This window comes from Cohnella sp. GCM10020058 (genome assembly GCF_042683485.1).
Lineage (GTDB): Bacteria > Bacillota > Bacilli > Paenibacillales > Paenibacillaceae > Cohnella.
This window is the reverse complement of the sequence record NZ_JBHUJV010000002.1, coordinates 505,684-523,572: the sequence shown is the minus strand read 5'-3', so window position 1 is coordinate 523,572 and position 17,889 is coordinate 505,684. Positions and strand designations below refer to the sequence as shown.

Genomic DNA, 17,889 nt, shown 5'->3' with positions numbered 1-17,889 from the left:
GTGAAGGCGATGCGCCGCAAGCTGGCCGCGAGAGCGTTATCGCCTTCTGTAGTGAAGGCGATGCGCCGCAAGCTGGCCGCAGAAGCGTTATCGCCTTCTGTAGTGAAGGCGATGCGCCGCAAGCTGGCCGCGGGAGCACCATCGCCTCTTGTAGTGAAAGCGATGCGCCGCAAACTGGCCGCGAGAGTGCCATCGCCTTCTGTAGTGAAGGCGATGCGCCGCAAGCTGGCCGCAGAAGCGCCATCGCCTTCTGTAGTGAATGCGATGCGCCGCTATCGGATCAGGACGGGCGCCAGGTCTGCTGCTCTCCGTCTTTCTCCGTGTACAAAATGAGCGTCGGCGCAAGCTTCAGGATGACATAGTCCGGATCGTGCGGGCCGTCGAGCCACTTTTCGAAGTAGCCTTTCCACACTTCGGACTTCAGCTCCTCGTCCGTCGAGATCGCCACCTCGCCTTGCACTTCGACGATCTCGCCCGGCCACAGACGGCCTTCGAGACCAAGCAGCAAGGATGCCTTCGGGTTGGCTTCAAGCTCGTCGACTTTGTGCGTATCGCGGTGCGTCGCGAGCAGGATCGTCAGCCCGTCGTTGAACACCCTCATATAACGCAGCGAAGGTTGGCCGTCGTGGACGGTCGCGAACGCTCCGAATTTATATTTTCCGATTGCTTCTGTCAGCTTCTTCTCCAGATCGCTCATGCAGATCAGCTCCCATCTGTTTGGTCTCGTTTATCGTACCCGGATCTTGGAATCGCCAACCATCAGCCGCCGGCCCTATTGAACAGCGATGTTATCGGCGATGGTGCTGCCGAAGGGATCAGCAGCTTCTCAGCGTTCTTCCGATGGCGGGGCGCAGGACGCGCGCTCGATAAACGCGCCGTAAATAGAAAGCTTCGTCGGATTGCCGCCATAGTCAATCTTGCGGATTAAAAAGTCGACGGCCTCATAGCCGAGCTGCTCGCGCTGTACCTGGACCGTCGTGAGCGGGGGCTTCGTGCGGGCGGCTTCTTCGATATCGTCGAAGGCCGCAACGGATAGCGAGCCGGGGATCTGTACGCCCATGGCGGTCAGCATCTCGATCAGGTTGACGGCGATGCGGTCGTTGGCGCAAAACCACGCCGTCGGGTACCCGTTCAGCCCGTCCAGCCAAGCCTGCACCTCGGAGGGCTGCGAATGGAGCGTTGCGAGCGGCGCCTCGCCGGTCAGGCAATATTCCTCGGGTATGGAGAGTCCGGCCTCGCTCATCGCCTGACAGTAACCGAGCCAGCGCTCCATAAAGCTGCGGGTCATGCCGATCGCGCCGATAAAACCGATCTCCCGGTGGCCGAGGCCGATCAGGTACGACACGATGCGGTAGGCTTCGGTCGTATTGGCGGTCACGACGGCGTCGAGCTTCAGCGTGTCATAGTCGTGATCGACGATGACGAGCGGCGCGCCGAGATCCAGCAGATGGCGAACGTAAGCTTCGCGGAAGACCCCGACGAGCAGCAAGCCCTCGTGCACGGCAAGGTGCCATTCTTCCGGCAGCAGCAACGCTTCCTCCATTTGCTCCGTTATCTCGCACAGTACTGCCGTGCTCCCGGTTTCCTTCGCCCGCCTGTCGATTGCCCAATAGATTTCCCTGTAAAAGCCTTGGTCATGCCGGATATACTTCGGAATGAGGACGAGCAGATTGCGGGTCCGCCGGCCCTCCTTGTCCGTCCGCGCCCGGTAGCCGAGCCGGTTCGCCGTCTCGAATACGCGGTCGCGCAGCGGTTCGCTCACGCCGGGTTTGCCGCTGAGGGCAAGCGATACGGCGTTTTTGGAGATGCCGATCGCATCCGCGATTTGCTGCATGGATACTTTATCCCGCATGGTGGCTCGACCTCGAATCTGGATGGATTGCTGCTGCTTTACACTTTGAAGTTTGTCAAGCGGTTTGTCAATTGATGCGCGCAAGGCAATCCTCTATGATGTGTGCGAAGGAAGACATTCGGGCGAGAAACGGGGCGGAACGAAAGATGAAGGAATGGCTGCTGAACGGCGAGTCGTGGGAAGTTAAAGGCTATTGGCCGTGGGTGCCGCTGAAGGTGAGCAGTATGGAGATCGGCCAAGAGCTGTTGGGCGTGACCGACTGGATGCCTGCGATGGTGCCGGGCGGCGTGCATGCGGATCTGCTGCGCGCGGGGTTGATCGAGGATCCGTGGTACGGCTTGAACAGCTGGAAGTGCGAGTGGGTGGAAAACCGGTGGTGGGTGTACCGGGCCTCCGTCGCTTGCCCGAAGCCGGGGAGCGGCCGGACGGAGCTCGTATTCAAGGGGCTCGATTACGAGGTGCAGGTGTTCGTGGACGGCAAGCTGCTCGGCGAGCACGAAGGCATGTACCACGAGGCCGTATTCGACGTGACCGAGGCGGCGCGCGCGCAGGAGCGGATGGAAGTGACCGTCATGTTCAAGCACGCGCCGGACGAGATGTCGCAGATCGGCCTGACCTCGCGGACGCATACGCAAAAAAGCAGGTTCAACTATAAATGGGACTTTTCCACGCGGCTTGTGAATATCGGCATCTGGGACGACGTGCTGCTGCGCGTGCATGAGGCTTGGACGCTCGATGACGTCTCGGTGACGACGGAAGCCGTCCCGAATGCCGGTACGGGTGAGATTTTTGTCTCGGCTGCAGTCCGTTGCTTCAAGATCCGGGATGCTGCTGCCGGGGACAGGGAACGCGGTGCGGAAGGGGATGCCGGAGGCGCAAATGAGGGCGGCGCGCACGCGCTGACGCTGCGGATCGACGTGACCGATCCCGATGGCGTTATTGTCGCGCATAGCGAGTCCCCGATCGGCACGGAAGGCAAGACTGGGGAACTGCGCATCCCGATCGCTCAGGCGCGCCTGTGGCAGCCGAACGGTTACGGCGAGCAGCCGTTGTACGGCATGCGGCTGACGCTGTTGGCTGGCGGCGACGTCATGGATACGCGCGAGCTCAAAACGGGCATTCGTTCGCTTTCTTATGCGCAAAACGAGGAGAGCCCGGCGGAGGCGCTGCCTTATACGTTTGTCGTGAACGGCAAGCGCATTTACGTCAGAGGCGTCAACATGACGCCGCTCGATCATCTGTACGGCAACGTGACGCCGGAGCAGTACGAATACTACGTGCTGCTGATGAAACGCGCGGGCGTTAACATGGTGCGCGTGTGGGGCGGCGGCGTTATAGAGAAGGAATATTTTTACGAGCTGTGCGATCGTCACGGCCTCCTCGTATGGCAGGAATTCGTCCAGTCGAGCTCGGGCATCGACAACATTCCGTCGAAGCGTCCGGAATTCCTCGAGCTGATCGCGCTGACGGCCGTGAGCGCCTTGAAGGCGAAGCGCAATCACGTGTCGCTGACCGTCTGGAGCGGCGGCAACGAGCTGATGAGCGCGCCGAACGTGCCTTCGACCTACGAGGACGCAAATCTGGCGATGCTTAAAAAGCTTGTGGAGGCGCACGATCCGCGGCGGCTGTTCCTCCCGACATCGGCGTCGGGACCGGTGCAGTATATCACGCCCGAGAAAGGCGTCAGCCACGACGTGCACGGCCATTGGAAGTATCAGGGCAACCCGGGTCACTACGAGCTGTACGCGGACGTGGACAATCTGTTCCACAGCGAATTCGGCGTCGACGGCGTGAGCGCGGTCAAGAGCTTGAAAAAGTTCCTGCCGGCTTCCGAGCTTCGTCCCGTCTCGATGAACGACAGCCTCGTCTGGCGCCATCATGGCGAATGGTGGGACACGTACGACCGGGACATCGAGCTGTTCGGCCCGGAGGTCGGATCCGAGATCGGTCTTTTCAGCCGCGCGAGCCAGTGGATTCAGGCGGAAGGGCTGCGCTTCGTGCTGGAGGCGAATCGGCGGCGTCAGTTCAAAAACAGCGGCAGCGTCATCTGGCAGTTGAACGAGCCGTACCCGAACGCTTCGAGCACAAGCCTGGTCGATTACTACGGCGAGAGCAAAATGGCGTATTACTGGACGCGCCGGGCGTTCAGCCCTTATTTTGCGTCGGCGGAATACAAGCGGCTGAACTTCCGGACCGGGGAGACGTTCGAGGCGAAGCTGTTCGCGGGCGCCCATGCGGCGACGGAAGGACTGACGGTTCGCAGCCGGCTGCTCGGCATGGACGGCGGACTGCTGCACGAGCAGTCGGATGCCGTAAGCGTCGACGGCGAGCATACGGCGCACGCGGGCGACCTGCACGCGCTCGTGACGGAAGCCTTCGGGACGCTGTTCCTGCTGCGGCTCGAACTGCTCGATCCGGCGGGCGAGGTACTGCATGCGAACGATTATTTCTTTTCGACGCTGGAGCGGGAAGTGTATGCGCCTGCGCTGGTTGTTGGCGACGAGGTGCGACTGAAAGAGACCGCGCTCGGGGATTGGGCGGCTGACGAAGCGGCGGCTGTCGGCGAGACGAGCACCGAGAAGGCGAACGACACGTCAGGGCGACTCGAAGCCGTTAAGCGGCGCTTCAAGCTGGCGAACGAAGGCGACCATGCGGCGCTGCACGTGCATGTGGAGGAGACGACGAACGGCTGGTGGATGGCGGCCGACGACTTGTACTTTACCCTGCTGCCCGGCGAGAGCTGCGAGGTGACCGTCACCTGCTGGCGCAAGCGCGCGGGCGGATTCCTGGCAGGGGATGTAGGTGCGGCGGCGGATGCGCTGCCGGAGCTGGTTTTCAGGAGCTTCTAAATGTAACTGGGGCGAGGCATGAGGGCGGGCTGACTCGCTTTGTGCGGAAAAACCGTATAACTCGGGCGATGCTCGCCTCGCCGGTTCGAGTTGCGCGGAAATTCCGCACAGTCGCCCCGTATCTCATCGCAAACTTACCCGCGCTCCCCCTCGTCTCGCAGCTTTTCATACGAAGAACGGTACGCACGGGGCGCAAGCCCCGTTATTTTTTTGAACAGATCCAGGAAGTAGCCCCGGTCCTGATAGCCCACCGACTCTGCGATCTCCTGGACGGAGAGACGCGTATGGCGCAGCAGCTCGCAGCTCCGCTCGATCCGCAGCCGCTGGACATATTGGCTGAAGGTAAGTCCTGTCGCTTTGGCGAACAGCCTATAGAAATGCCGCTCGCTCATGCCGGCCGCTTCGGCCGCTTGCGCCGCCGTGATCGGCGCGGCGAGGGAAGCGCGGATAAAGGCGAGGGCATCCTCCATGCCGCTTGCATGCCCCGCGCGCGTGTCGTCCTGCTCGTCCTCAAGCCTCCGCTCAATTTCAGTGAGCAGCACGACGAACAACGCGAAGATACGGGTCTGATATCCTGTCCGGCGTCCGGCGAATTCCGAATAAGCGGCTGAGAAAAAAGTTTCGAAGGTGCCGGTCCGATCCTGCATTTTCCGCCAGCCGCCATCTCCCGAAGCGAGGTCCAGGCAAGACAGCGCGCGGCCCAACCGGTCGAGTCCGGGGAAACCGCGCAGCGCTTCGGCCATGCGTTCGGCTTCGAAGATGAAGTTGTACACGACAAGCGGCTTGCCGGCGTTCGTCGAGCTCGGGCGAAAGACATGCGAGGCGCCAAGCGGCAGCGTGAACAAGTCGCCCCGGCGGACGCGCAGCCGTTCTTCGCCGATATATTGATGTCCTTCACCCTCGCCGACGTAACTAATCTCCGTAAATTCGTGCGCGTGATAGCCCAGCTCGTACGACTCGGATACGCGATTGATGTAAAACGGCAGCTCCCCATCAAAAAACAAATGCGACGGCGTAACTTCAATTCTGTTCTTAATCACAGTAGTGCCGCTCCCTTCAAAGTAATCGCGTGGGGCCGCAAGCCCAATCGCCTACCGCATAGAAGGCGATGGCCTCACCAGCGCCCGCGCCAGCCCAATCGCCTTCTGTAGAGAAGGCGATGGCCTCACCAGCGCCCGCGCCAGCCCAATCGCCTTCTGTAGAGAAGGCGATGGCCCCACCGGCGCCTCGGCCAGCCCAATCGCCTTCTGTAGAGAAGGCGATGGCCCCACCAGCGCCCGCGCCAGCCCAATCGCCTTCTGTAGAGAAGGCGATGGCCCCACCGGCGCCTCGGCCAGCCCAATCGCCTTCTGTAGAGAAGGCGATGGCCCACCAGCGCCCACTCGCGCTCACCGGCGCCCCGCCCTCACCTCCGACTGTACGCGAGCCTCCTCGTCCATGATGGCAGAATACACCCACTTGATGGCAGTATCAACCCTTTTCTTGAGCGGACGCGCAGCTACAATGAAGGATATGAAGACATTCGGCCGCAGGCCGGGAATGGAGGCAACGCGATGGCAGGCAGGAATTGGAACGCTTCGTGGATTTGGGGAGGGGAAGAGGAGAGTCCGCGCAACGAGTGGCGGTGCTTCCGGGGGAGCTTCGACGCGCCAGCGTCGGTCGAGGGGCCGGTCACGCTCCATATTACGGCGGATTCGCGTTACGTGCTGTTCGTAAACGGCGAGCAGGTCGGGCGCGGACCCGTGCGCTCCTGGCCGAAGGAGCAGTTTTTCGACTCGTACGACATCGGCGGCTACTTGCGCCCCGACGTGCGCAATACGATCGCGGTGCTGGTGCTGCATTTCGGCGTGTCCAATTTTTATTACTTGCGCGGACGCGGCGGGCTGATCGCCGAGGTTGAAGCCGGCGGCCGCACGCTCGCGGCGACGGATACCGGCTGGCGGACGGAGCGTCTGGGCGGGCAGCGGTCCAACTCCCCGCGGATGGCCTGCCAGCAGGCTTTTGGAGAAGTCATCGATGCGCGCGAACTGGCGGAAGACTGGATCAAGCCGACGTTCGACGACGGCAGCTGGCCTCAAGCGCTATTGATCGGTTCCGCAGGCATGGCGCCATGGACTTCGCTTGTCCCGCGCGACATTCCCTTTTTGACGGAAGAAAAGCTGTATCCGGTCTCGATCCAATCGCTTAGCCGGGTAAAGGCGCCCAAGTACGCGGCAGCGCTTGACCTGCGCAATCAAATGGTGCCTGAGAGCGTTAATCATGCCAACCCGGTCTCCTATTGCGGTTACATGGCGACGGTCCTCACGCTCGAGGCAAACGGCGCCGTCACGCTCGGATTTCCCGTAGGCGTACGGGGCAACGGCGTATGGATCGACGGCATCCTGCAGAACGAATGGACAGGCGTTCAGCCTGAGCGATATTACCAATTGAACCTGGCTGCGGGCGAGCATCTGGTGGTCGTCGATATCACGGGCTCGGACCACGGCGGCAGCTATCATTTCGCAATAGACAGCGAAACGGCGTTCACGCTGCGCTCGCCGGTCGCCGACAATGGCGTGCCGCTCGCGACGATCGGTACGTTCGACCAGTCCGAGTATATCGATCACCGTCCCGGCAGACGGATGCAGACGGACCATCCGGACTATAAGGCGCTGCCGGAAGCCACTCCAACGGCCGCTGCGCTTGAGGCGTTCGCTCCCTGGATCAAGCCGTTCGATCCTTCGCTGTATACGGAAGAAGATGTATTTGGCTCGAACGTCTGGCGGACGCTTGCAGAGCGCAGGGCGGTACCTAAGACTGTTCTGAATGCGATTCTGCCGGTTCCGGAGCCGGGCATCCTGCCTGTATACGAGGACGGGGACTGCGAGCTCGTCATCGATCTGGGCGTTGAGCGCTCCGGGTTTATCGGCTTCGAGCTCGAAGCGCCGGCCGGCACGATCATCGACGCCTATGGCGTGGAGTATATGCGCGAGGGTTACACCCAGCACACGTACGGTCTCGACAATACGTTCCGTTACGTCTGCCGCGAAGGCAAGCAGTCTTACGTTTCTCCCGTCAGACGCGGATTCCGCTATCTTTTCTTGACCGTCAGGGGAAATAGCGCGCCGGTGAAGCTGCACGAAATCTATATCCGCCAGAGCACGTACCCGGTAGCGGATCAAGGACGTTTCCGCAGCTCGGATTCGCTGCTGAACGAGGCGTGGGAGATCAGCAGGCACACGACCCGGCTTTGCATGGAAGATACGTTTATCGACTGCCCGGCTTACGAGCAGGTATTCTGGGTGGGGGACAGCCGCAACGAGGCGTTGGTGAACTATTACGTTTTCGGAGCGACCGAGATCGTGGAACGCTGCCTCAATCTCGTGCCGGGGTCGGCGGATGAGACGCCGCTTTATCTCGATCAAGTGCCGAGCGCCTGGAGCAGCGTCATCCCGAACTGGACCTTTTTCTGGATTCTTGCCTGCCAGGAATACGCCGCGCACACGGGGAACGACGAATTTGCCGCCCGCATCTGGCCTGCGGTCAAGCTTACGCTGACGAGCTATTTGCAGCATATCGACGATAGCGGCCTGCTGAACATGGCGGGCTGGAACCTGCTGGACTGGGCGCCGATCGATCAACCGAACGAAGGTATCGTTACGCACCAGAACCTGTTCCTCGTCAAGGCGCTCCGGGATTCGCGGGCGCTTGCCGCCGCGGCCGGCGCTACGGATGAAGCCGACGCGTTTGCGGAGCGCGCCGATCGTCTGGCTGCGGCGATCAATGCGGTATTGTGGGACGAGGAAAAGCGCGCCTATATCGACTGCATCCATGCGGACGGACGCCGCTCCGACATTTACAGCATGCAGACGCAGGTCGTCGCCTATCTCTGCGGGATCGCGCAGGACGACCGTCGTGCCGTCATCGAAGGCTATCTCGTGTCGCCGCCGCCTGCGTTCGTGCAGATCGGCAGCCCGTTCATGTCGTTCTTCTATTACGAGGCGCTCGAGAAGGCCGGCCGTCAAAAGCTGCTGCTGGACGACATCCGGCACAATTATGGTCAGATGCTGCGGTATGACGCCACGACCTGCTGGGAGATGTACCCGAATTTTGCGGAAAATCGGAGCAATCCGGACATGCTGACCCGCAGCCATTGTCATGCATGGTCGGCGGCGCCGGGCTATTTCCTGGGCTCGAGCATTCTCGGCGTCAAGCGGGGCTCGGAAGGGTGGCGTTCCGTCGAAATCGCGCCACAGCCGTGCGATCTGACCTGGGCGGAAGGCGTCGTGCCGCTGCCGCAGGGCGGGCATATCGCCGTCAGCTGGGAGGTCGTGTCCGCAGGCAAGCTGAAGCTGCGGATCGAGGCGCCGGAGGATGTTGAAGTGAACGTCACGCTGCCCGAGGGCATGGAAGGCGACGTCACGCAGATTTCGTATTTGAGCTAAGAAGCACATCGGCTTGGGAAAACGGCGTATCGCCGAGTCATGCCCGCCCGGCCGGGCCGCATACATTGATTATCGAGGACAGACCGCGGAGGTCGAGCGATGACAGTGTACGAAGGGCCGGGCGCCGTGCTGGAGCTGCTGAAGCTGCAATATCCGGCGCGCGAAGACCCGGGCAGGGGCATTCGCCTGGGCGCGTTCACTTATGGCAATCCGAAGATCAATATGTATACGAACGACGGGCGGCTCAGCATCGGCAAGTTCTGTTCCATTGCGGAAAACGTAACGATATTTCTCGGCGGCGAGCATCGGATCGATTGGCTGACGACGTACCCTTTTACGGCGTTGGCGCCCGCTATCGCAGCGATTCCCGGCCATCCGGCGACCAAAGGAGACGTTGTCATCGGCAACGACGTCTGGATCGCGGACGGCGCGGCGATTTTGTCCGGCGTCCAGATCGGCGACGGCGCGGTCATCGGCGCAAGGGCGGTCGTCGCGCGCGACGTCCCGCCCTATGGCATCGCGGCAGGCAATCCGGCGCGAACCGTCAAGCACCGCTTCGCGCCGGACGAGATCGCGGGACTGCTCGCGATCCGCTGGTGGGACTGGGACCTGGCGCGGCTGGAGCCGGCTGTCCCGCTCTTGCTGAACGGGGATGCGGCGGCTCTGCTCAAGTATGCGGCGGATACCGACGAGTTGAATTAAATTGAATTGCATTGAATTCTGACAAAAAGCGCCACGATTGGGTCTTTCCTGTGATATACTGAGGCGATTTGAAGCCTCGGCAGAAGGATGGAACCGCAAGATGGGAATTCGCCATACAGGCAAAAAAGTTATCGCAATCCTGCTCATGGCCGGCATGCTGCTGCCAGCCGCGAGCTTGAATACTACAATCGCCGCATCTGTCCTATCCGCGACAGCGGCCGTATCGTCGGCGAAGGCCGTAGCCGTATATGTAAACGGACAGCCGCTCAAGACTGCCGTGCCGCCGGTTGTCGTGTCGGGAATCGCGTATGCGGAGCTGCAGCCATTGCTCAAGTCGCTCGGCTTTGCGGTCACCGTGAATCGAAACCAGATCGTGGCCAAGTCGAAGGCATTGGACTGGCGCTTCGACGCTTCGACTTTAGTTGGCAAGATCAACGGACAGTATACAGCGTTTAAGTCTGCGATCTGGAAAAAGGATGGTCGGATTTATCTTTCGCTTCGCACGGTTGCGGATGTGCTGGGTGCGGATCTGACGGGTTCCGCCGGCCGTTACGAGCTTAAGACGGCGCAGCCGGAAGCGCGCTTTCTGCAGGCGATCGCAGCACATGACCGGACCAAGGCCGCTGCGATCGTGCGCAGCGGCATGAGTCTGGATTCGGCGGCGTTTGCCGTCAAGCCGATGCAAGCAGCCGTTGCCGCCGACGACAAGAGCATGGTCGGCTATCTAATTCAGCGGCAGGGACGCGCCCGGTTGAACGAAATCTATGCAGGAGGCGACACGCCGCTGCTGATTGCGATTCGCAACCGGTCGACGGACATGATTGCTTACTTGATCGCACAGGGTGCCGACCGCAATATGGCGGCTCCCAATCAAGCATATCCGTTGTTCGTCGCAATCGGTACGGGCAGCGAGGATGTCGTGCGGGCGCTGCTTGCGACGTCGCCGGATCAGAACATCCTGAATCTCCAGGGGAGGACGCCCATTCAGGAAGCCTTGTTAGCGGATCGGCCGGGAATCGCGTTGCTTCTGGCGCAGTCGGGTGCCAACCTGTTCGCGCCGGTGATGCCGGGGACCCGGGATGTATTCGATTATCTGAACGGAAGGCCGGAGTATGCCTCGTATACGGCTTCCTTCGTGCAAGCTACGAACACGACCTTTTCAATGAGTGGAGGCAGCTCGGGTACGCTGAGTCTTCCGTTCGGCGCAGGCATGGACGTGAAGGTCAAAAGCGCAATCGTGCTGGAACGGCAGCTCGTCGCCCGGATTACGGTCGAGAGCGCGGCAGCGGACAAGCTGACGGTCGTTCTCCCTTTCCGGGCGGATAAGATCTATCGCGCAACCGAGAAGGAGCAGACCCTATTTATTCCGATGACTAGCATTCCGCGGGAGACGTGCGTTCCCGTGGACGACCGTACGCTGGCAGAATGCAACGCAAAGATGCAAATTTATCGTGAAAAGGTAGCCGCAGCCGAAGCGGACAGGAAGCGCAGGCTGGAGGAAGCGAAGAATTCTAACATCAAACCTTTGTCGACACTTCCGGCATTGGAAGTCGTGCCTCAACAGCAAGACGGTACGGCCGTAATCGCCCCTCTGACGGGTACGAATGCCGAGTACTGGATCTACTTGCCGATCGACGGACGAAGTCAAGTGGATATGAAGCTGTCCTTGGCGGTTGACGGGCAGATTCGTACGAACTATACGATCCGTTATGACGCGAGCCAGCGGACGCCTCCGGCGAATGTGCCTAAGGGCATGGAGGCTGCTTAAATGGAAACGCGCAATAATGTGGCTCTTCCTGCGGTACGCAAATGTACCGCGGGGAGAGCCTTTTTTAACACGGCGATTCGTCGGGGGGTAAGCGCGTTTTCGGCATGCCGAAGCTTTTCGGTGGCTTGCAGGCTGAAAGCCTGCATTTATACATGTATTTTCTGCCGACCAACGGGACCTGATGAAATGCCTGCAAATGTGCAGGTAAATTCACAGTACGCGTCGGAAATGGGACTGATGGAGGAAAATAACTGCGCTTTTGCAGTTATCCTGTTGAAATGGGCCGATATTGGCGGAAATAGATGTATATTTGCAGGCTTTGCGGCGAAAGAACGACGCAGGCGACGGTACGCGGGACGTTTGCAGATCCAAGGTCACCGCGAGCGTGAAGCGACACCGCCGCACGTGCACATAGGCGTGCCGCGCTTGCTGCAAGCGTTAAATTCGTTGCTGCAGCCCGGGGCTCCAGCAACTCGTATATCCCGAAGCCGCGCCACCAGCTCCGACACCGGCATGACGCCGGCGCCCATTCGGTCGAAGAGCGCGGTCCGCGCCCTGTTTTTGCGATCGCTGCCGTTCCCCCCGCCGGCCCCGGTCCCGACAAGCTCGCTCTTATTTCCCCCGACATGACCTCTCTCGCTATCGTGCTCGAGCTCTTCGTTCCCCGCATCGCCCATGCTCCCGGCATCGCTCTCGTTCCCCGCATCGCCCACGCTCCCGGCATCGCTCTCGTTCCCGGCATCGCTCTCGCTCCCGGCATCGTTCTTGTTCCCCTCATCGTCCCCTGCCCCCTTGCACCTCGCCGGCCGCACCGCGCGCACGACGTACTCGCTCATGTCGAAGTGCAGGGGCGCAGGCCGCCCGCGCAAGGAATTCGCCGCAAGAAGAATATGCCGGTCGGTGTCGCTCATATCATTGTAAATGCCCGTGATCCAGACGTCCTCGAAGCCGGCCCGGCCGAGCCACGCGTACAGCTCCGGCAGCGTTGCGGCCGCAAGCCGCTCCCGCGGGACGGTCCCGTCCAGCAGCGCATACAGAAAGGACGGCTGCAGCAGATTCGGCACGACCGCCAGCAGCACGCCGCCCGGCTTCAGCAGCGCCAGCGTCCGCCGCAGCGCCTCCGCCTGATCCGGGAACGCGTCAAGCCGGCGGTTCAGGAACACGACGTCGAAGTAGCCGTCCGGGAGCAGGGGATAGGCTTCCGTCGCTTCTCCCTGAAGCATGGCCGCGAACAGGCCGGCCGAAGCGGCTGCGCCGGCCCGCTCCTCGACGCCGAACAGTCTGGCGCCGGGATAGCTGCCTCGTATGTGCATCAGCGTGCCGCCGGCGCCGGCGCCGATCTCGAGCACGTTCAGCGGCGCATCCTGGGGCAGCCAGATTCGCTCGGCGACGTCAAATCGGATATACGTGGCATCGCCGGGGGCGAAGTCCCACTTGTCCTCGAACTTGGCGGCGTTCGTCCGCAGCAGCGCCGCAAAGCGTTCGCGGGCTTCCCCGAACGACACGCTGCCGTGATGGTGGATGAAGGTGTCCTTGCACAGCAGCAGCCGGTAGCCGGCCTGACGGAGCCGCAGGGAAAGATCGTCGTCTTCGAAGTTGCCGGGAGAGAAGCGCTCGTCGAGCGGACCGACCCGGTCAAGCGCTTCCCTGCGGATCAGCATGTTGTACCCGATCAGCCTGAGGCGTTCTTCCCAGCGGGTCGGGTCGGACCGGTTGTAATCGGCGGCAAACGCCTGCATCCCGTCCATATCGGCATAGTCGACCGGGATGGATTGATAGTTGGAGCAGTAATTCGTGACCGTGCCGACGGCCCCGACATCGTCTGCACTGTACAGGCAAGCCAGCATGTTCGACAGCCAGCGGGGCGTCACGACGGTGTCGTTGTTCAGCAGCAGAATCTCCGTCCCGCGCGCGATTGCGACGCCCTGGTTGCAGGCGGCGGTGAAGCCCAGATTGTCGTCGTTCTGCACGAGCCGGACGTCTTCCTGTTCGCGGAGCCAATCCTGCGTGCCGTCGGTCGAGCGGTTGTCGACGACGATGAGCTCGTAGGCGCCGGGCTCGGTATGCCGGCGGATGCTGTCGATGCATTCCTGCGTGAACGCCAATTTGTTGAATGTCGCTATGACGATGCTGGTCAGCATGCGCCGTCTCTCCCATCGATCTTGACCTAGTTCACCATGTCTACGACGGCAGGCGCCGAAAGATACCTATTTTTGAAAAGGAACGAGGGACCGCGATGAGCCGAGCGACTGAAGACGGTACGCAAAGGATGGAAAAGATGTATGCGGAGAAGCCGGCCGGGTACTACGGGGGCGCGAACCCTCATCTGTACAAGCATGTGCAAGACGAATGGCGCGAGGTGCTCGACGTCGGCTGTTCGGAGGGCGGACTCGGCGCGCTCGTCAAGGACAAGGGCATTCGGGTGAGCGGCATCGAGGCTTATCCGGAGGCGGCGGCCGTGGCGCAGGAGAAGCTCGATCACGTGCTGACCGGCGATATCGCGTCGCTCGACCTGCCGTATGACGAAGGGCAATTCGATTGCATCGTGTTCGGGGACGTACTTGAGCATCTTGTCGATCCCTGGGCCGTGCTGCGAAAAGTTAAGCCTTATCTGAACGCGCGTGGCGCGATTCTTGCGAGCCTGCCGAATTTGGCCCATATCAGCGTGATCGGACCGCTGCTCGCAGGGAGCTTCTCCTATGAGGACCGCGGGCTGCTGGACAAGACGCACTTGCGATTTTTTACGATCGGCGAAATCGTGCGGATGTTCGTGGAATGCGGTTATGCGGTAACGATGGTCGAGCGGGTGGAGGTCCGGATGGACGTCTATGCTCCGCTGTTGGCCGATCTCGTCGGGTTGTGCACCAAGCATAGGATCGGCGGCTTTCTGGAGCGGGAGGCAACCGCCTATCAATACGTCGTCCTGGCCGTGCCGATTCCGGCTTCGGCATGAGCGGAGGGATAGCGGGCATGATCGAAACGCAGAGCTTCCTGTTCGTCGTCTGCGTGAACGACGAAGCGTTGTTCGCCAGGTGCAGGCGGCATATCGACGAGCTCGAGATTCCTGACGGCTTCACGCTTCAGGTGCTGAGCGTGAAGAATGCGCGCAGCATGGCCGGCGGCTACAATCAGGCGATCGGCCATCCGGCCAGGTACAAGATTTATATGCATCAGGACACGATGATCCTCGACAGGCGCCTGCTGTACCGGTTGTCGGACTTGTTCGGCGCTGATCCGGCGCTCGGCTTGATCGGCGTGGCGGGCTGCGCGGCGCTGCCGCCTCATGGCATCTGGTGGGATGCGGACCGTCTATCGGGCCAGGTACTGGAGCGCAGGGGAGGGGCCGACCGGCTCCTGCGCTTCGCGCATGGCTGCGATACGGACGAAGGCGTCGAGGACGCCGAGGCGATCGACGGGCTGTTTATGGCGACGCAATACGATCTGCGCTGGCGGGACGATCTGTTTCACGGCTTTCACTTTTACGATAGCTCTCAATCGCTCGAGTTCATCCGGGCAGGCTACAAGGTCGGCGTGGCGAGACAGGCGGAGCCGATCTGTCTGCACGACTGCGGGGACGCGTTCGACATCGGCGCCTACGAAGCCGACCGCGCCGTGTTCGTCCGAGAATACATGGCCGTCAAAGGAGGCGCGCGATGAAGCCTGTCAGCATCGTATTATTGGCCCAGCATGCTTCGTTGACGAAAGTTTGCCTGGAAGCGATCGTGACTCACACGCGACTGCCGTACGCGTTGATCGTCGTGAACGACGGCGCCCAGCCGGAAATCTCGGCGCTTGCGGCCGAGACAGGGGAAAAGGCTGCGGCGCGAGAGCTGCAGACCGGCTACCGGGCCGGCGTGGCCGCGGGCTTCAACCTGGGGGCGGCGGAGGCGGAGGGGGAATACATCGTATTCCTCCGAGATTCGGCGACCGTATCCCCCGATTGGCTGGAGCCGCTCGTCGGCTGCCTGGAGGCGGATCCCAAAGCAGCGATGGCCGGCCCGCTCAGTCACGGCGTCAGCGGCGCCCAGCACGCGGCGGTCGATCCCGCCGCGATGCTCGCCCTGGACCTCGCGAGCAGGGCGGCGCTGCTTGACCGGCGCGGCGGCGTTCGCCGAACTTCGAGGCTGCTCAGCTTCGCGCTGGCCGCGCGCAAGTCCGTCTTCGACGGGCTTGGCGGCTTCGACGAGCGGTTCGCGCTGGAGTCCTACGAGGACGACGATCTCTGCTACCGCGCGCTCTCCGGCGGCTTCACGCTTTATATCGCGCAGGACAGCTTCGTCCGTTATACGCCGCCGCCCCCGCTGTTCGAGGGCGATCCCGACCGGACCAGCCGCCAGCTCGCGCTCAACCGGCAGGCCGGTATCGACAAATGGGGATCGGACCTGACGGATCTGCTGTATGCCTGGCAATCCGCGGTCACCGTCAGCTTGTGCATGATCGTGAAAAACGAGGAGGAGACGCTCGAGCGCTGCTTGTCCAGCGTAGCCGATCTGGTGGACGAGATTGTCATCGTCGATACGGGGTCTACCGACCGCACCAAGGAGATCGCCCGGCAGTTCACGGACCGCCTATTCGATTTCGAGTGGGTCGACGACTTTTCCAAGGCGCGCAACTATGCATTCGACCAGGCGACGCAGGAATACATTTTGTGGCTGGATGCGGACGACATATTGCTGCCTGCGGACCGCAATCCGTTTAAAGCGCTCGTCTCGGCGCTGCCGATGGGGACGGATGCCGTCTCCATGCATTACGATCTCGGGCGAGACCCTCACGGGAACGTGATCAGCAGCCTGCGAAGAAATCGCCTCGTGCGGCGCAGCATGGGTTTTCGCTGGATTGGCGTCGTGCATGAGTATCTGGAGGTATACGGCCAGATCTGGCGCAGCGAGGTTCGAGTCACGCACGACAGAGTCCATGCGAACGCCGACCGCAATCTGCGGCTTTACGAGCGCAAGGAAGCGGATGGAGAAGCGTTCGGCCCGCGCGACACGTACTACTACGCCAACGAGCTGTTCGATCATGGGCATTGGGTGCGTGCGGCTGCGCGTTACGAGACATTTCTGGCGATGGGGAACACGTGGATCGAGGACCGGATCGGCGCCTGCGGACGCGCGGCGGAATGCTACTTCCATCTCGGCCGTCTCCAGCACGCGCGGGAGAAGGCGCTGCAATCGTTCTCCTATGCGCTTCCGCGCGCGGAGAATTGCTGCAGGCTGGGTTTGTTTTACCTGTCGGAAAGTCAGTACAAAGAGGCCGCCTGGTGGTACCGGATGGCGGCCGGGCTTGAGATGCCTGCAGACACGAGCGCGCTGCTGCATCATGCCTGCTGGACTTGGCTGCCGCATTTGCAGCTGTGCGTCTGCTACGACCGGCTCGGCGAGTATGCACTCGCCCATGAGGAGAACGAGCGCGCAGCCGCTTTTTTGCCTGACGACGATCGGGTCGTTGCGAACAGGGCCTATCTGGAAGGCCGATTGGCCCTGGTTTAAGCCGCCGTCCTTTATATCCCGAAGGGCGCGCCGAGCAGCGCCGGCACGAGATGATCGAGTGCCGGCTCCTTCGCGTGCAAAATGCCCAGGCCGTGCTGCCGCATCGTATGGTGGAACTTCAGCTCGAATTTCGTAAGCGCCAGAAAGTCCTCGACTGCCGTCAATACCCCGTTTCTCGGCCCGAACTCCTCGACCGCATTGTGGACGATATCGTTAAGCCCCCCGCGCTCCAGCAGCCCCGGATTGCCCGGCGCAAGGCCCTGGAGCGCGCTCGGCTGCCGGTATTCCTCCGGAATCGTCTGCGGGAAGTAATACATATCTCTCCGGCCGTAGGGCCAACCCACGTCGTGCAGGAGCACGAGCGGGAACTTGCCTGTCCGCTCCGCGGTCCGCTCGATCGCCAGCAGCTCGTGATAGACGGTGTACCAGTTGTGGTCGCCGTCCAGCAAGATCGCGTCATAGTCTTCAAGATAAGCCAGCGCGTCGAGGCTGTAGTCTCTGATATGGCGCAGTCGGTCGCCGTAGTTCGACTTGAGGAACATCCAGGCGGGAAAATCGGTCGGTTCGACGACATACAGAACGGCATCCTCTTTTTTGCAATACTCCAGCATGCGGTGCGTGTGAAAGCCTTGGCCCGCGCCGACCTCGACAATCCGCTTGGGCTTGCGGAACCGGAACAACATCTCGATGACGGGCTCCCAGAACGTATACATGCGCATTCCTCCCGAATGATCTTCTCGTCTACTTTGGACGGACCGGTTTAAACGTACCGCGGTTAGCCGACACTGCTTAACACTCTGCACCC

At 61.5% G+C, this 17,889-nt stretch carries 13 protein-coding genes; 8 read left to right on the top strand and 5 right to left on the bottom strand.

Annotated features, from left to right (window positions below; genetic code table 11):
• Window positions 1-333 (top strand): hypothetical protein (locus tag ACFSR7_RS05305; protein WP_378159497.1); only part of this gene is annotated, 333 nt, incomplete at its 5' end.
• Here ACFSR7_RS05305 and ACFSR7_RS05300 read toward each other — a convergent pair.
• Window positions 281-697 carry a pyridoxamine 5'-phosphate oxidase family protein gene (locus ACFSR7_RS05300; RefSeq protein WP_378159496.1) on the bottom strand — a complete coding sequence of 139 codons (417 nt, stop codon included), beginning with the start codon at window positions 695-697 and terminating at the stop codon, window positions 281-283. The two genes, ACFSR7_RS05305 and ACFSR7_RS05300, sit on opposite strands and share 53 nt — an antisense overlap.
• Before the next feature lie 129 nt (window positions 698-826).
• Window positions 827-1,852 carry a LacI family DNA-binding transcriptional regulator gene (locus ACFSR7_RS05295; protein ID WP_378159495.1) on the bottom strand — a complete coding sequence of 342 codons (1,026 nt, stop codon included), beginning with the start codon at window positions 1,850-1,852 and terminating at the stop codon, window positions 827-829.
• A gap of 146 nt (window positions 1,853-1,998) precedes the next feature.
• On the opposite strand from ACFSR7_RS05295, the gene ACFSR7_RS05290 reads away from it, so the two are divergent.
• A complete protein-coding gene (locus ACFSR7_RS05290; protein ID WP_378159494.1) occupies window positions 1,999-4,701 on the top strand; it encodes a glycoside hydrolase family 2 protein in 2,703 nt (900 codons plus the stop codon).
• A 134-nt stretch (window positions 4,702-4,835) separates the two neighbouring features.
• On the opposite strand, the gene ACFSR7_RS05285 is transcribed toward ACFSR7_RS05290, so the two are convergent.
• Window positions 4,836-5,741, bottom strand: coding sequence for a helix-turn-helix domain-containing protein (locus ACFSR7_RS05285; RefSeq protein ID WP_378159493.1), 906 nt, complete (start codon window positions 5,739-5,741; stop codon window positions 4,836-4,838).
• A gap of 513 nt (window positions 5,742-6,254) precedes the next feature.
• On the opposite strand from ACFSR7_RS05285, the gene ACFSR7_RS05280 reads away from it, so the two are divergent.
• The 3 genes from ACFSR7_RS05280 (at window position 6,255) to ACFSR7_RS05270 (ending at window position 11,595) form a co-directional block, all read left to right on the top strand.
• Window positions 6,255-9,125: a family 78 glycoside hydrolase catalytic domain gene (locus ACFSR7_RS05280; RefSeq protein WP_378159492.1), complete on the top strand. Its 2,871-nt coding sequence runs from the start codon at window positions 6,255-6,257 to the stop codon at window positions 9,123-9,125.
• Between the two features lie 99 nt (window positions 9,126-9,224).
• On the top strand, window positions 9,225-9,827 hold the full coding sequence (locus ACFSR7_RS05275; protein ID WP_378159491.1) for a CatB-related O-acetyltransferase: 603 nt from the start codon (window positions 9,225-9,227) through the stop codon (window positions 9,825-9,827).
• A gap of 100 nt (window positions 9,828-9,927) precedes the next feature.
• Window positions 9,928-11,595, top strand: a complete 1,668-nt coding sequence (locus tag ACFSR7_RS05270; protein WP_378159490.1) for an ankyrin repeat domain-containing protein — start codon at window positions 9,928-9,930, stop codon at window positions 11,593-11,595.
• A 374-nt stretch (window positions 11,596-11,969) separates the two neighbouring features.
• Here the strand turns inward: ACFSR7_RS05270 and ACFSR7_RS05265 are convergent, their stop codons facing one another.
• Window positions 11,970-13,736, bottom strand: a complete 1,767-nt coding sequence (locus ACFSR7_RS05265; protein ID WP_378159489.1) for a glycosyltransferase — start codon at window positions 13,734-13,736, stop codon at window positions 11,970-11,972.
• Window positions 13,737-13,831: 95 nt separating this feature from the next.
• Between ACFSR7_RS05265 and ACFSR7_RS05260 the strand changes: the two genes are divergently transcribed.
• Genes ACFSR7_RS05260 through ACFSR7_RS05250 form a run of 3 tightly spaced genes read left to right on the top strand, consistent with a single transcriptional unit; the run spans window position 13,832 to window position 17,084 of the window.
• Window positions 13,832-14,548 (top strand): class I SAM-dependent methyltransferase, encoded by a 717-nt coding sequence (locus tag ACFSR7_RS05260; protein WP_378159488.1) that lies wholly within the window; start codon window positions 13,832-13,834, stop codon window positions 14,546-14,548.
• A 20-nt stretch (window positions 14,549-14,568) separates the two neighbouring features.
• Window positions 14,569-15,252, top strand: a complete 684-nt coding sequence (locus tag ACFSR7_RS05255) for a glycosyltransferase family protein (RefSeq protein WP_378159581.1) — start codon at window positions 14,569-14,571, stop codon at window positions 15,250-15,252.
• Window positions 15,249-17,084, top strand: coding sequence for a glycosyltransferase (locus ACFSR7_RS05250; RefSeq protein WP_378159487.1), 1,836 nt, complete (start codon window positions 15,249-15,251; stop codon window positions 17,082-17,084). Before ACFSR7_RS05255 ends, ACFSR7_RS05250 begins: the two co-directional genes overlap by 4 nt.
• Before the next feature lie 11 nt (window positions 17,085-17,095).
• Here ACFSR7_RS05250 and ACFSR7_RS05245 read toward each other — a convergent pair whose 3' ends face one another.
• Complete coding sequence (locus ACFSR7_RS05245; protein WP_378159486.1) at window positions 17,096-17,797, bottom strand: class I SAM-dependent methyltransferase; 702 nt, start codon at window positions 17,795-17,797, stop codon at window positions 17,096-17,098.
• Window positions 17,798-17,889: the final 92 nt, after the last annotated feature.